This is a genomic window from Streptococcus sp. ZY19097, assembly GCF_040731245.1.
Classification (GTDB): domain Bacteria; phylum Bacillota; class Bacilli; order Lactobacillales; family Streptococcaceae; genus Streptococcus; species Streptococcus orisratti.
Genome location: NZ_CP160400.1, coordinates 2082271 through 2097878, shown reverse-complemented (window position 1 = coordinate 2097878; position 15608 = coordinate 2082271). Strand labels below are relative to the sequence as shown.

Here is a 15608-nt window from a genome sequence, read left to right as displayed (position 1 = left end):
ATAGTAATAAAAACTACTAATTAGTAGTTAAAAGGAGCCGAGATGACAATCTTAGACACTTTAAAAAATTTATTTCAAAAAGAGGAAAAAGACATGAAAAATATCTTATTTATCGTTGGATCACTTCGTGAAGGATCATTTAATCACCAATTAGCGCAAAACGCTGAGAAAGCTCTTGAGGGTAAAGCAAACGTTTCTTACCTTGACTGGAAAAATGTTCCGATGTTCAGCCAAGATCTTGAAACTCCGGTATTGCCAGAGGTTCAAGCTGTACGTGATGCCGTAGCGGCAGCAGATGCAATCTGGATTTTCTCACCAGTTTATAACTTTTCAATCCCAGGTTCAGTGAAAAACTTGCTTGACTGGCTGAGTCGTGCGGTTGACCTTTCAGATACAACTGGTGTGTCAGCTATTAACGAAAAAGTAACAACGGTTTCTCTTGTTGCTAATGGTGGGCATGAACAAGCAGCCGAAATCTACCGTAATTTGTTACCGTTTATCCGTACAACTTTTGTTGATGAAATCACAACATCAAAAGTAAATGATTCCGCATGGGCAGATGGCAAGTTTGTGGCAACTGAGGAAGTTCTTGAACAGCTTACAAAACAAGCTGAAGCTGTCCTTGCTGCAATAAACTAAGAACATATCTATTAATAGCCTACCAAATTTAAAAATTTTCGGAGAACGTTTGACACTAGTCAAGCGTTTTCTTTATTGACATTTTGTGATGTGGTCGTATAATAGGAGCATGACAGATAGACAACTAATATTCAACCCTAATATAGCAGAGCAAAAGCCTAGCAACAAGGACACCTGCCCGTTCTGTATTCAAGATAATCTAGGCAAAATTTTGGATCAACGTCAAGATATGATTTGGGTAGAGAATAAATACCCGACCTTGGAGGCAACCTATCAGACTCTTATTATTGAGTCTTATAATCATCTCGGTGATATTTCCAACTATTCTTTAGAAAAAAATCATCAGCTCTTTTCGTTTGCATTTGAAAAATGGCAGAGCTTACAGTCCAGCGGGCGTTTTCGCAGTGTCATTATGTACCGTAATTTTGGTCCTTTATCTGGAGGTAGCCTTAGGCACCCCCACCTACAAATTGTTGGATTGGATAATATTGATGGTCAGGAAAAAATTAGGATTCAAGATTTTCAGGGCTTACTAGTTACTCAAGAGACAAATGAGCAACCTGAAATCACTGTATCTACTAAGCCTATGATTGATTTCACTGAATTTAACATCAAGGTGTCCAGTTTATCACAATTAGACCAACTAGCTGATGGGGTTCAATTCATTTCAGATTACATTTTGACTATTTTTCTGGGTGGTCGGTGTAAGTCCTATAATCTTTTCTTTTACCAGTTTGAAGACAGCATTTACTGCCACATTGCTCCTCGTTTTGTGGTCTCCCCTTATCAGATTGGTTATGGCATTCATCAAGTTAATCAATTAAAGCAGCTTGAAAAGATTTGTCAGCAGTTACAAGAATTATGGAAAAAACGTTATAGTAGCGGACTGAAATAGTAGCTATCGACTGTTTTTAGTATGGGGTTACCCAGTAGCTCTTGTGGCTGTTAGAGCAGTTCATCACGTTTCAGAAAGCTATGGGCTATGCTGAAGTAGTAAAGTGAACTCAGTAATTAAGTGAATTGTTATAAGCGGGGGCTGGTTTTTCCAATCGTTGAAGTCATAACTGACGATAACATTTTGAACCTCTGCAATGTCACCTAAGGTGATAGAGCCATTTTATCTTCGTGATAAAAAATTGCTATTGGAAAAAATGCTAAAAAAAGTTTACAATAGACATATTCTGAATTGGGATAAAAATAAGAGAAAGTGAGAAGCAGTGATGAAGCCTATTATTGTTGGAATTACAGGAAATGTGAAGGAAATGCCAGCTATGTCAGGCATTCATTTTGATGCAGTTTCACGCCAGCTTTCAGAAGGAGTTAAGGAAGCTGGAGGTGTTCCTATCGTTATCCCTGTTGGAACTCCTGATTTAGCAAAAGTCTATGTGAATATGGTTGATAAGCTTATCCTATCAGGTGGTCAAAATGTTGACCCCCGCTTTTATGGTGAGGAAAAGGAAGTTGATTGTGATGATTATTGCCTTGAGCGTGATGAGTTTGAACTAGCTCTGGTTAGGGAAGCACTAGCACAAGGAAAACCTATCTTTGCTGTCTGCCGGGGCATGCAGTTGCTTAATGTTGCTTTAGGCGGTACGCTCAATCAAAATATTGACAATCATTGGCAGAGCAAATTCCAAGGTACTGCTCATGAGGTAGAAGTCAAGCCTAATAGTCGGGTAAGCCGCTTGGTGGAGTCTGGTAGTCGAATCAATTCCATCCATCGTCAAAGTGTGAAAGAACTAGCACCTAGCTTAGTAGCGACAGCACGTGATCCGCGAGATGGCACTATTGAGGCATACGAAAGTAAACATGGAACACCAATTTTGGGTATTCAATGGCATCCAGAATTGATTTTGGAAAGTCGTAGCAGTCAACATTTATTTAAATTTTTGGTACATCAACTGTAAACTCAGGTATTTTATTATTACTCTTTTAAATTTCAACTTTTCAAGGTCAAGCTGTCAGGATATGCGATAAGCTTAATGAGAATAAATGGCATTGTAAATGAGGAATTACCTTTGTCAGAATATCAATTTTATGAAAAACTAAAAAGTGCATGTAGCTAAAAAATGGATACATGCATTTTTTCATGCGTATGGTGTGACAAAGACAAAAGTCCTTATCATGTGGACAAATTGTTTTAGCAGTAAATTAGCTAGGAGGCTCTACTAGAAAAAGTAACGATTAGTTTTTACGAGCGAAGTGAGCGCTAAACTAAGGTTTTTTATACGATAAAAACACCTGAATCTGCTTGGTTTCAGGCATTTGGAAGATTTGACTTAAGTATGGAATTTTGATGGAAGTCGCTACTGTCCACTTACCACCTAAGGGAAATATACAAAGAAACTTTGACTCAAGGCCTTTTTCTCCTTTTCTTATAAACTGCTGTAAGAGGTATGTTATAATAGCAGTATGATTACTATTGAAGAAATTGATAAAATTAACAAAAATAATCTTTCACCATTAACAGTGCTAGCTGGTGAAGATATGGGGCAGTATGCTCAGTTGAAAGAACGTCTTTTAAAAAAAATAGGGTTTGACAAGGATGACTTAACGTATTCTTACTTTGATATGGCGGAGACTTCCTATCAGGAGGCTGAGATGGATTTGGAAAGCCTCCCTTTCTTTTCTGATAGTAAAGTTGTGATTTTTGATAATTTGCTTGACATTACAACGGATAAAAAATCTTTTTTGGATGAGAAAGAGCTCAAGCGTTTTGAAGCTTATCTGGAAAATCCTGTGGAGACAACTAGGCTTATCATCTGTGTTCCTGGCAAATTAGATGGCAAACGTCGTCTGGTCAAACTTCTTAAGCGTGATGCCAAGGTTTTTGAAGCGAGGCAGCTAAAAGAAGCGGAGTTGAAAACGTATTTTCAAAAATATGCCCATCAAGAGGGATTGGTTTTTGAAACGGGTGCCTTTGAGGAATTGCTGATTAAGTCTAATTTTGATTTCAGTGATACCCTGACCAATATTGCCTTTCTTAAGTCCTATAAGAAAGACGGTCATATTACCTCTCAGGATATCAGCGAAGCTATTCCCAAGACATTGCAAGATAATATTTTTGACCTGACCCAGTTTGTATTGTCAGGAAAGATTGATGGTGCGCGTGAATTGGTGCGTGATCTGCGTCTGCAAGGCGAGGATGAAATTAAACTTATTGCTATTATGCTGGGGCAATTTCGTACCTTTTTGCAAGTGAAAAACTTGGCTAGCCAAGGTAAATCTGAGCAGCAAATTGTAATGGAGCTCTCTGATTATCTGGGAAGGCGGGTCAATCCTTATCAGGTTAAGTTTGCCTTGCGAGATTCTAGAACCTTATCATTGCCTTTTTTGAAAAAGGCTGTCGTGACCTTGATTGAGACGGACTATGCCATTAAACAAGGTAAGTTTGATAAGGATTATCTTTTTGATATTGCCCTGCTTAAGATTGCACATGAAAGAAGCTAAGCTCACTTTTATTTTCAGTCAAATTCTTTGAAAGCTCTGCTATTTTACGGTAGAATAAAGAAAAATAAAAGAAACGAGGAACCTCTCATGGCAATCACTTTACCAGACCTTCCATACGCATATGATGCGCTTGAACCATATATCGATGCAGAAACGATGACATTGCATCATGATAAACACCACGCAACTTACGTGGCAAATGCTAACGCTGCTCTTGAAAAGCATCCAGAAATCGGTGAAGACCTTGAAGCTCTTTTGGCAAATGTTGAACAAATTCCTGCTGACATTCGTCAAGCTCTTATCAACAACGGTGGCGGACATCTTAATCACGCTCTCTTCTGGGAACTCCTTTCACCTGAAAAGAAAGAAGTCACAGCAGAAGTTGAAGCAGCTATCAACGAAGCTTTCGGTTCATTTACTGCCTTCAAAGATGCTTTCACAGCAGCAGCGACAACTCGCTTCGGTTCTGGTTGGGCTTGGCTTGTTGTTAATAAAGAAGGCAAACTTGAAGTACTTTCAACAGCTAACCAAGACACGCCAATTTCACAAGGTTTAAAACCAATATTGGCTCTTGATGTTTGGGAACATGCCTATTATCTCAACTATCGCAATGTACGCCCTAACTACATCAAAGCATTCTTTGAAATTATCAACTGGGATAAAGTTGCGGAACTCTATGCCGCAGCAAAATAAGATATTGAGCAGGACTTTCTGCTCTTTTTGATTTTACTTGATTAGAAACAGCTAATGGAACGATAGATTAGGACTAGAGCACTAGGACTATTTTTTTTTGTGTGTAAAAAGTTTGCTAAGATAAAAATAATTGTTTAGAAAACAATGAGAAAGAACGTAATTTATAGCTATGGATGATAACAATATTTTAGAATTAGGATGTTAATCAATCAAATTTTTAATATTTCAATGTATCCATATTATGAGGAATTATAGATTTTTGCTATTAATCATTTATTATCTATACTATTTTTTCTTGAATTTTTCTAATAATGTTATAAAATAGATAGCAGGGAGAAATGATTTGAAAAAGAAAGAACACTTATGTATAGGGGTATGCTTCTCTGTTTTGGCACTTTTATTGGCTGCTCTGCTATTTATCAAAAATAGTCAGGAGTTGAAAAAACAAGCAAAAGCTGACGTTTCGACGAAGCAATCGTTTTTGAAAGCTTCAACGGAAGGAATGTCAAAACAAGAAGCAGCGAATAAACCAGAGTTAAAAAAGAGCGACGTGGATAAGCAAGCCGTCATGGAGGCTGATTTGGAACGAATGAGCTCGCTAGGATTATATTATGATTATGCACATTTGAGTCTAGTTGAGGTGGTCCAAAATTATTTAACAGAGTGTGGAATTGACGTGTCTCAAGTAGCTTTTACTTATAAGAATCCTAAGACAGGTCATCAATTTTCGATGAATGATACTCAGCCTATGACAGCGGGAAGTACCTATAAATTGCCACTGAATATGCTTGTTGTAGATGCTGTCGATGAGGGAAAGCTGTCTTTGACTGAGCGGTTTGACATTACTCAGACAGATTATGAGTATAGACCAGAACATGATGCCTATGTGGGACAATTTAATGGCGCAATGTCAATCCCAGATATGCAAGAGTATTCCTTAGTTTATTCGGAGAATACTCCTGCATATGCTTTGGCTGAACGACTTGGTGGTATGGATGCCGCTTACACTATGTTTGGTAAATATGGACAATCAAAAGGAGAGGTCAAGACCATTCGTCAAGAGGACAATAAGACGACAACGGATTACTACATTCAGGTTTTGGAGTATCTTTACAATCATCAAGAGAAATATGCTGATATTATTAACTTCATGGATCAATCCTTTACTGGACAATATTATGAAACCTACCTTTCAGATATTCGTATCGTTCAAAAGCCGGGCTATGTGCGTGAGGCGCTTAATGTTGATGCTATGGTTTTTGAAGAAAGTCCTTACTTGATTGCTATTTACACTCGTTATCTTGGAGGAACTACCGAGGAATCAGATGAAATCAATGGCTATGGCTATATGCAACTAGCAGCTCTGACCTATGTTATCAATGAGTGGCATCGGGTTAATGAAAATGGTCTAGCCTAAAGTAGTATAGTCAATTAGTTTATCTTTTATTACTTCGACGTAAGAGGAAACTCTGTTTCCTTATTTCCAACTTCAAACACTCCACTGGATTGTTTGAACTCACTTTGCCGTACTTTACGAAAGTCACTTGCTTCGCATGTCTTATTTCCAACCTAGAACAGCCTAGAGGCTGTTCTAGCAACCTGCAGCTCGTTGACTAGTACTAAAAGACTATAAAAGAGAATGCAGTAACCTCAAGATTACTGCATTTTTGTTGTTTTGGAGAAGGCGATTTGGTAGCTTTTGATGAGGTTTTGAAATTTTTGAGCTGCTTCTTTGGTTAATTGTTTAGAAGATTTTCCTTTACGGCTGAAAATTTTGTTGTGCTTGTCTCGCTGTTGTTTTTTACTTGGCTCAACAAAGAGAGAATTGCCATCTATCATTGCTTTTAAGGCGAATTTTGGTTCGTTGTCGTTGATGGGAGTGATGTCTAGTTGACGATGGCGATTGTCATTTTGATTGGCATAGTTAAAGCTAGCACTATTGACGATACTATTTTTTGTCCGAGTTTGTGTATCAATCTCATTAAGAAATTGTCCAGATTCTGATAGGATAAACTCAGAGTGAAAGTGGATAAGCACCTTGAAATTGCTTTGCTTGACATTGTCACTATACTTGGGGACTTTTCTGCCCGAAGTGTTGGTTTCAATGGCAACCTTATTATGATAGCGGGAAGACTCGGTCAGACTGTAATCTTGCTCAGGTAGTTTTGTTAAATATTTGGCTAAGGCATCTGCATCGCTGTCTGTTTTGGTACGGTAGTGTTGACGAACCCAGTTGGCTTGCTGGGCAGAGATAACGTAGCGAAGTTGATGGATTTGTTTGGAAAAAGTGTCCGTTTGTGAGAAGGTGTCGTCTGGAAAGGCTATCTGTACCAGAGAGGCTAGTTCGGTCCAGAAAGCATCGGTTGGTGAGAGGTTTGCATCAAAATGCCTTAGAAGGGCTCTGGTCTCATTGGTATTACCACTAAGTTCTTTAGGTAAATTGATGAAATGAGTGAGGAAAGCGAGACTTTTTTTCGCGTTTTGGGTGGAATCAAGTTTAACTTGACTATGCCACATATCTCTAAAGAGAGGACTGCCAACCTTTTGAGCTTCTAAAAATTGACTTTGAAAGGATTTTAAATTAGGATTTGAACGCTCATCTAAAAAACTCAATTTCTTGATATAGATTTCTTTAATGACTGTCTTAGACCATCCTTTTTGTACCAATTCTTTAAATTGCTTTAATAAAGCAGGACGGAGCTGCCACTTCTCTAAAAGTGGTAAGGAGTGATACTCCTCATTTTCAGCGGTTAATGATTCATAGAGATCTTGATAGGCATGATAAATTTTTTCAGATTGGGCTTGTTTTTCTTCGTGCCGATAGGCAGTAAAACCCAAAATACTTAACATAAAAATGGTAAGGTAAATTCTTAAAATCTTTCCTTTCATCTGTACCCTTTCTCTTTGAATGTTGACTTTATACTCAATGAAAATCAAAAGTAGCCTAGGAAACGAAGCCGACGATAGAACTTGAGTTCATCAAGGCAAGTTGACAACGGATAATTTTGATTTTCGAAGAGTATTATTTTAACATAAAATGCTAATTGCAAGTGTTCAATGTATCAGACTACGTTATTGTAGTTCACTTGTGTCATCGTAACACTTAACGAAAGCAAAGTTGCCTTGATAAATTATCAATATACTTTTCACAGAATATCAGTAAAACAAAGTCTCCCTATCGGTCTGATAAGGAGAGGCTTTCCGTTATTTGACAAACATAGCGTCACCAAAACTGAAAAAGCGATAATGTTCATCGACTGCGTGTTTATAAGCATCAAGAACAAATTCACGGCCAGCGAAGGCAGAAACTAACATCACTAAGGTAGATTTAGGGAGGTGGAAGTTTGTTGAGAAAGCATCGACAACTTTAAAGTGATATCCTGGCTTGATGAAAATGTTGGTCCAACCGCTGTCAGCTTTGATGTGACCATCAAACTTTGAACCGATAGTTTCAAGTGTTCGAATGGAAGTTGTTCCTACAGCCACCACACGTTTACCTGCTGCTTTGACTTCACGCAGAGTTTGGGCTGCATCTTCGGATAAGTTATAAAACTCAGAGTGCATCTCATGTTCATCAACATTATCAACTGAAACAGGGCGGAAAGTGCCTAAACCAACATGAAGAGTGAGGTAAACTAATTTGACCCCTTTAGCTTCAATTTTTTCTAATAATTCTTCTGTAAAATGTAAACCAGCTGTAGGAGCCGCAGCAGAGCCATTTTCCTTGGCATAGACGGTCTGGTAACGCTCGCGGTCTTCAAGCTTTTCGTGAATATAAGGTGGTAATGGCATTTCGCCAAGGCTTTCAAGAACTTCTAGGAAGATACCGTCATAGGCAAATTCGACAATTCGACCTCCGTGGTCTAATTCTTTTTTTACCGTTGCTGTTAGTCGGCCATCTCCAAAAGAAATTTGAGCACCGATACGAAGACGTTTGGCAGGTTTTGCTAAAACTTCCCATTGATCGCCTTCGGTATTTTTAAGTAAAAGCAATTCAACATGTCCATGAGTATCAGGTTTTTCACCGTAAAGACGGGCAGGAAGGACACGCGTGTTGTTCATAACTAAAGCATCACCCGGATTCAGTTGATCAATAATATGGTCAAAATGGGTGTCTATCATGCTGTGATTGTCTTTGTCAATGACTAATAATTTCGAACTATCACGTTTTTCCAGAGGTGTCTGTGCAATGAGTTCCTCTGGTAAATGAAAATTAAAATCTTCAGTATTCATTATATTCCTCGTTAACTCTCTTTTTAGCCTTCCTATTATATCACGATAACTGCTTGCCGTCATCTTTGAATTACTTAATTGTAATCATTCTAAATAAATGATACAATAGTCATAAGAAGGATAGCTATCTCAATTTTATACTCTTTTAGTTTATCTTCTCTTGCTGCAGTCCAGTAGAGTTTGCAAATCTTTATTTTGAATTAAGAACCTATATTCACAGTTCAGTACTTTTATCTAAGGCTAGTTTTTTTCCAAATACAGTCAGTATCTCCTCAAAAAAACTGCCTTGATTAGCGAAAAACGATTTCTTATCTATAAGCACTTCGCTTGTGAATACAGGTTCTAAAAGGTTAAACTAAAAAGATAGAAAGTTGGTTTCAAATGGCAGTCAACGATTATGCAAAGTCCATAGTTTATGGCGGAATGGATGGCATTGTGACAACTTTTGCTGTAGTGGCAGGGTCGGTTGGTGGCAATCTTGGCGTAGCCCCCATTATCGTTTTAGGATTTTCTAACTTACTGGCTGATGGTTTTTCCATGGCAGTTGGTGATTACCTCAGTTCGACAACTGAGGAGCATGTGGACAAGAGAAAGGCGGTTAAAAATGCTGCCGCGACCTTTATTTCATTCAATTTTTTTGGTCTGATTCCCTTATTATCTTATCTCTTGTTCAATATTTTCAGTGCTTTTCAAGATAATACGTTCACCATTGCCTGTGTCTTGGTTTCTTTTGCCTTAGCGCTTTTGGGATTGGTTAAAGCACACATAACAAACAGAAATAAGGGAAAAGAACTTCTGCGTACTCTAATAGTTGGTCTAACGGCGGCCTTATTTGCCTACTATGTTGGCCAACTTTTGGGAAATATGGCTGACGCTTGGTTACAAAAATAGTCTATAATTAAAAAGAAGCTGAGATGATAAATCACTATTTCTCATAGGTTTGATTTGTCATCCAGCTTTTTCTTTTGCACCTTTTAAGAATGAGAAGACTGTTTACCAAAGAAAATCAAAAACGAACTAGGCGATGAAGCACAAGAAATACTGACATAATAAGGTTAACTAAGTTGTGAAAGTCGCTCTAATGTTCAATTGCTACCTGCTTTCGAATGCTTGGTGTTAGGTTACTACTGAGTACGAATTTGCAAGGGAGTTTTTTAACAGATATAAGCAGAGATGATTTTTTAAAAAATGTATTTTAGAGCGTTTCTGAACTGTCAGAGAGTTGGAAATGTGGTAAAATGAAACATATGGAAAAACGTATCAAAGAACTGGTTCATTTACTGAATCAATACAGAACCGAATACTACACCCAAGACAGTCCTACAGTGACAGATGCTGAGTACGACAAGCTTTATCGAGAGTTGGTTGAGCTAGAGAATGAACATCCAGAGTTTATTCTCCCAGATAGTCCAACTCAGGCTGTCGGAGGTGTTGTTTTAGATGGATTTGAAAAATACCAACATGAAACTCCGCTTTACAGTTTGCAGGATGCTTTTTCACGTGGAGAATTAGAAGACTTTGATAATCGAGTGAAGCGTACTTTTCCAGAGGCAACCTATATGGCCGAACTAAAGATTGATGGGCTCTCGGTTTCTTTAGTTTATGTTAATGGAGATCTTCAGGTTGGTGCGACTCGAGGTGATGGCAATATTGGTGAAAACATTACTGAGAATCTAAAACGGATTAAAGATATTCCGCAGCGATTATCTGAACCTTTGACAATAACGGTTCGTGGAGAAGCCTACTTGCCACGACTCTCTTTTGATAAAATCAATCAGGAGCGTCGTGATAATGGGCAGGCTGAATTTGCCAATCCAAGAAATGCTGCTGCAGGAACGTTGCGACAGTTAGATACTTCGGTCGTTGCCAAAAGAGGACTAGCAACGTTTCTTTATCAAGAAGCAAGTCCAACAACACGTCGTACACAAGATGATGTCTTAAGAGAACTTGCTGAATTTGGTTTTTCTGTGAATCCTCGCCGTATTGTGACAGAATCAATAGATGACATCTGGCGATTTATTCAGGAGATTGCTGAAGAACGTGATCACCTACCATATGACATAGATGGTGTTGTTATCAAGGTTAATAGCTTAGCTATGCAGGAAGAACTAGGATTTACCGTAAAAGCACCTCGCTGGGCTATTGCTTATAAGTTTCCAGCAGAGGAAAAGGAAACAAAGATTCTTTCTGTTGATTGGACTGTCGGTCGAACAGGAGTAGTGACACCAACAGCAAACTTGAGTCCAGTTCAGCTAGCGGGAACGACTGTTAGTCGGGCTACGTTGCATAATGTGGATTATATTGCTGATAAGGATATTCGCATTGGTGACACTGTGATTGTCTATAAAGCTGGTGATATCATTCCTGCTGTGTTACATGTGGTTGAAAGCAAGCGGGATAAGCAAGAAATTATGCCTATTCCTAAAACTTGTCCATCCTGTGATAGCACTTTGATTCATTACGATGATGAAGTAGCCTTACGTTGCATCAATCCGCTTTGCCCAGCTCAAATTTTGGAGCGATTGTCACATTTTGCCAGTCGTGATGCCATGAACATTGCTGGCTTAGGACCATCAGTTATTGAAAAATTATTCAAAGCTAATTTGGTTCATGATGTTGCGGATTTATATCAATTATCAGTTGCAGATTTTCTGTTGCTTGATGGGGTAAAGGAAAAATCGGCGGAGAAATTTTATCAAGCCATTCAACAATCTAAAGAGAATTCAGCAGAAAAACTTTTATTTGGTCTGGGGATTCGTCACATTGGTGCCAAGGTTAGTCGCCAGTTGCTTGAAACATTCGGTGATCTCAAGAGTTTGGCTCAAGCAGATGTGGAAACCATTTCTGCTATAGATGGTTTAGGGGATACGGTTGCCAAATCTCTGCGCAGCTATTTTGATAAGGAAGAGGCAGAAAAGCTTTTAGAGGAGCTAAGTCAGGTTGGTCTGAATTTATCCTTCAAAGGTCAAAGGCCACAGGCTGATGCCCAATTATCAGGCTTAACGGTAGTTCTTACTGGAAAACTAGAACGTTTAACTCGAAATGAGGCTAAAGAAAAGTTGCAAAATTTAGGTGCTAAAGTGACAAATTCTGTGTCTAAAAAGACAGATTTGGTAATTGCAGGAAGTGATGCGGGCTCTAAACTTGAAAAGGCTCAAGCACTTGGTGTTGATATTCGTGATGAAGCTTGGTTAGAAAGTTTATAAGAGGAAATCTTATGGTTAAGAAACAAAAACGTGCGCGCTTGATTTACAATCCGACATCTGGACAAGAAATCATGAAGAAAAATGTTGCAGAAGTTTTGAATGTTTTGGAAGGTTTTGGCTATGAAACATCTGCTTTTCAGACCACTCCAGAAAAAGATTCTGCCCAAAAAGAAGCTGAACGCGCTGCCCTTGCAGGCTTTGACTTGGTTATTGCAGCTGGAGGGGATGGAACGATTAATGAAGTTGTTAATGGGATAGCACCCCTGAAGAAGCGGCCTAAAATGGCTATTATTCCGACTGGAACGACTAATGATTATGCACGGGCATTGAAAGTTCCGCGTGGCAATCCCGTTGAAGCGGCCAAGTTGATTGGTAAAAACCAACTGATTAAAATGGACATTGGTCAAGCTTACGAAGATACTTATTTTATCAACATTGCTGCGGCTGGTTCCTTCACTGAGTTGACCTACAGTGTCCCAAGTCAGTTGAAAACCATGTTTGGTTACTTGGCTTATTTGGTCAAGGGAGTTGAGTTATTACCGCAAGTCAGTAAGGTTCCTGTTAGAATTACGCATGATAATGGTGTTTTTGAGGGTGACGTTTCGATGATTTTTACTGCCCTCACTAATTCTGTGGGCGGATTTGAACAAATTGCACCGGATGCTAAGCTAGATGATGGGAAATTTACCTTGATTTTGGTCAAGACAGCTAATCTGATTGAGATTTTGCATTTGATTCGCTTGGTTCTAGACGGAGGCAAACACATCAACGACAGACGTGTTGAGTACATTAAAACTAGCTATATTGAAATTGAACCAAAATCTGATAAGCGCATGATGATTAATTTGGATGGCGAATATGGTGGAGATGCTCCGATTACTCTCAAGAATTTGAAAAATCATATCACTTTCTTCGCCAATACAGATGAAATTTCAGACGATGCTCTGGTATGGAGTCAGGAAGAATTGGCACTAGAAGCTATCGCTCAGAAATTTGCCCACGAAGTGGAAGAACTCAAACCTGAAATAGAGGAGTAAAATAATATGGAAAACACTGTAATCGTGCACTACCATAGCCGTCAAGGTAGTTATTTCGACCGAAGTTTATGGCAATGGCGTGACGGTCACTTGGGAAGAGATGCCCGCTTTTCGCGTTATGATAGCTTTGGAGCAGTAGCGACTTTAACTGAACCAGCACCTTATTTTTTGAGTCATATCTACGTAATTGTTAAGAATCGAGATTGGAGTTATAAGACTGTTGACTACCGCATCAATCGTGAAAATGGTGGTTCTAAAACAGAAGTTTGGTTAGTTGATGGTGATAGTACCGTTTACTATTCTCGTCAAGCAGCAGTTGCAAGCCATTCCTACGGTCGGAGACAACCTCATGCATTTGATATGGGAACTAATAGTAAAGTTTTTGATCAAAAATGGGGCTTTGATGGTTGGTTGGGAGCTAAGTATTCTGAAAGGTTTACAGAATTTAGACTCTGGGCACCAACTGCAGAAAAAGTAGAGTTAGTACTTTACAACTCAACAGATGAAAAAGCCAGTGTGGAGCGAGTTTTTCCTATGGTACGAGGAAACGAAGTGAATCATTCAGACCACAGGAAGAATACACATGGGGTCTGGTTTGAAACCATACAGGGAAATATGAATTATCAGGCTTACTGTTACCGCATATATTATCGTAAACGAACCTTTAGGGATACCAGAGATCCCTATTCTATTGCGACAACAGCAAATGGGCGCCGCTCAATTGTCATTGCTCCTGAACATCTTATTCCAGAAGGTTTTAGTATCAAGCATGGAAAAGAAGCTACTTGGCGGTTATCTAACCCAAATCAAGCAGTCATTTATGAGATGCATATTCGTGACTTTTCACAATCGGAAACATCTGGAGTCAATCCTAAAAATCGCGGAAAATTTCTTGGTGCCATTGAAACAGGAACGCGTAATCAGTTTGGGGATAAGACTGGTTTTGATTATGTAAAAGACTTAGGAGTTACTCACATTCAGTTGCAACCCATTTTTGATCATCATCAAACCTTTGATGCTGATGGAAATTATGCTTATAATTGGGGCTATGATCCAGAAAACTATAATGTTCCTGAGGCGAGTTTTACAAGTAAACCTCATGAGCCTGCAACTCGTATTTTAGAATTAAAACAACTTGTTCAAGCCTATCATGATGCAGGGATTGGGGTGATTATGGATGTGGTTTACAATCACACCTATTCTTCACAAGATTCGGCTTTTCAATTAGCGGTTCCAGATTATTATTATCGTATGAATTCTGATGGTTCTTTCCAAAACGGCTCTGGTTGTGGCAATGAGATGGCTAGTGAGAAAGAAATGTATCGAAAATACATGATTGATTCTATTCTTTACTGGGCTCAAAATTACAATTTGGATGGTTTTCGTTTTGACTTAATGGGGCTTCATGATGTTGAAACGATGAATGCCATTCGGAAAGAGTTAGACAAGATTGACCCTAACATCCTTCTTTACGGTGAGGGTTGGGACATGGGTATTGGTCTGATGCCAGAGGATAAAGCTAAAAAAGATAACGCACAGCAAATGCCAAACATTGGTTTCTTTAACGATGATCAACGTAATGCGGTTAAAGGTGCGGAAGTTTATGGTGACTTTAAGCGAGGTTTTGTATCGGGTGCCTCCTCGGAGGATAAGGTTGCTAAGGCTATTCTTGGAAGTGATGAACTTGTTAATTATTTGGCTCCAAATCAAGTATTGAATTATGTTGAAGCTCATGATAATTACAATCTTAATGATCTTCTTTTAGAGTTACATCCTACTGATAGTGTTGAGGAACATATTCGTCGAGTTGAGTTGGCAACAGCAATGAATCTTTTAATGCAAGGGATGAGCTTTATGCAGTTGGGACAGGAATTTTTAAGAACAAAACTTTATCCAACGGGTCAAGATGGACAACTGACTGATGCAGACAAGGAACGTGCAATGAATTCTTACAACGCACCTGATAATGTCAATCAAGTAAATTGGCGTCATGTGACCTACCATAAATCAACGATTGAGTTTGTTAAAAAAGTTATTCAAATGAAAACTCAAACTCCATATTTTTCATACCAGACATTTAAAGATGTGCGTGACCATGTTTATGTTAATAGTGCTGTTTCTGGGACTGGTTTTATTAGCTTCATTGTTGAAGACGAAAGGAAATACAAAGTCATTTTCAACACTTCTGGAAAACGCTTGCAAACTAAACAATTTAATGATATAATAATAACAAATGATGAGAGTTTTCGAAAAAATGAATTAATGCTTGATAATTTGACAGCGGCGATCCTTGATATCACGGAATAACCTGAGGTTTCTCGGGTTATTTTTGTTTTTTCGAGACATATAT

At 38.6% G+C, this 15608-nt stretch carries 12 protein-coding genes; 10 read left to right on the top strand and 2 right to left on the bottom strand.

Features of this window, described 5'->3' with window-relative positions:
- Nucleotides 1-42 precede the first annotated feature (42 nt).
- From ABZ559_RS10320 to ABZ559_RS10295, 6 genes are all read left to right on the top strand, one after another.
- Nucleotides 43-639 (top strand): NADPH-dependent FMN reductase, encoded by a 597-nt coding sequence (locus tag ABZ559_RS10320; protein WP_317334660.1) that lies wholly within the window; start codon nucleotides 43-45, stop codon nucleotides 637-639.
- Between the two features lie 109 nt (nucleotides 640-748).
- Nucleotides 749-1534, top strand: a complete 786-nt coding sequence (locus tag ABZ559_RS10315) for a DUF4931 domain-containing protein (protein WP_367006294.1) — start codon at nucleotides 749-751, stop codon at nucleotides 1532-1534.
- A gap of 325 nt (nucleotides 1535-1859) precedes the next feature.
- Nucleotides 1860-2546: a gamma-glutamyl-gamma-aminobutyrate hydrolase family protein gene (locus ABZ559_RS10310; protein WP_317334657.1), complete on the top strand. Its 687-nt coding sequence runs from the start codon at nucleotides 1860-1862 to the stop codon at nucleotides 2544-2546.
- Between the two features lie 505 nt (nucleotides 2547-3051).
- Entirely contained in the window at nucleotides 3052-4089 is a 1038-nt protein-coding gene (holA, locus tag ABZ559_RS10305) for a DNA polymerase III subunit delta (RefSeq protein WP_367006293.1), read from the top strand.
- An 87-nt stretch (nucleotides 4090-4176) separates the two neighbouring features.
- Complete coding sequence (sodA, locus tag ABZ559_RS10300) at nucleotides 4177-4782, top strand: superoxide dismutase SodA (protein ID WP_367006291.1); 606 nt, start codon at nucleotides 4177-4179, stop codon at nucleotides 4780-4782.
- Nucleotides 4783-5125: 343 nt separating this feature from the next.
- Nucleotides 5126-6199: a serine hydrolase gene (locus ABZ559_RS10295; RefSeq protein ID WP_367006289.1), complete on the top strand. Its 1074-nt coding sequence runs from the start codon at nucleotides 5126-5128 to the stop codon at nucleotides 6197-6199.
- A 239-nt stretch (nucleotides 6200-6438) separates the two neighbouring features.
- Here ABZ559_RS10295 and ABZ559_RS10290 read toward each other — a convergent pair whose 3' ends face one another.
- Together ABZ559_RS10290 and queA are read right to left on the bottom strand one after the other, a co-directional pair.
- Entirely contained in the window at nucleotides 6439-7671 is a 1233-nt protein-coding gene (locus tag ABZ559_RS10290; protein ID WP_367006287.1) for a DUF3114 domain-containing protein, read from the bottom strand.
- Nucleotides 7672-7986: 315 nt separating this feature from the next.
- A complete protein-coding gene (gene queA, locus ABZ559_RS10285) occupies nucleotides 7987-9015 on the bottom strand; it encodes a tRNA preQ1(34) S-adenosylmethionine ribosyltransferase-isomerase QueA (protein WP_321058108.1) in 1029 nt (342 codons plus the stop codon).
- A 381-nt stretch (nucleotides 9016-9396) separates the two neighbouring features.
- Here queA and ABZ559_RS10280 point away from each other — a divergent pair, with 381 nt between their 5' ends.
- From ABZ559_RS10280 to pulA, 4 genes are all read left to right on the top strand, one after another.
- Nucleotides 9397-9906, top strand: coding sequence for a VIT1/CCC1 transporter family protein (locus tag ABZ559_RS10280; RefSeq protein WP_018375021.1), 510 nt, complete (start codon nucleotides 9397-9399; stop codon nucleotides 9904-9906).
- A gap of 356 nt (nucleotides 9907-10262) precedes the next feature.
- Nucleotides 10263-12221 carry an NAD-dependent DNA ligase LigA gene (gene ligA, locus ABZ559_RS10275; RefSeq protein WP_367007655.1) on the top strand — a complete coding sequence of 653 codons (1959 nt, stop codon included), beginning with the start codon at nucleotides 10263-10265 and terminating at the stop codon, nucleotides 12219-12221.
- Between the two features lie 11 nt (nucleotides 12222-12232).
- Nucleotides 12233-13258: a diacylglycerol kinase gene (locus tag ABZ559_RS10270; protein WP_273415278.1), complete on the top strand. Its 1026-nt coding sequence runs from the start codon at nucleotides 12233-12235 to the stop codon at nucleotides 13256-13258.
- Between the two features lie 6 nt (nucleotides 13259-13264).
- Nucleotides 13265-15565: a type I pullulanase gene (gene pulA / locus ABZ559_RS10265; protein WP_367006285.1), complete on the top strand. Its 2301-nt coding sequence runs from the start codon at nucleotides 13265-13267 to the stop codon at nucleotides 15563-15565.
- Nucleotides 15566-15608: the final 43 nt, after the last annotated feature.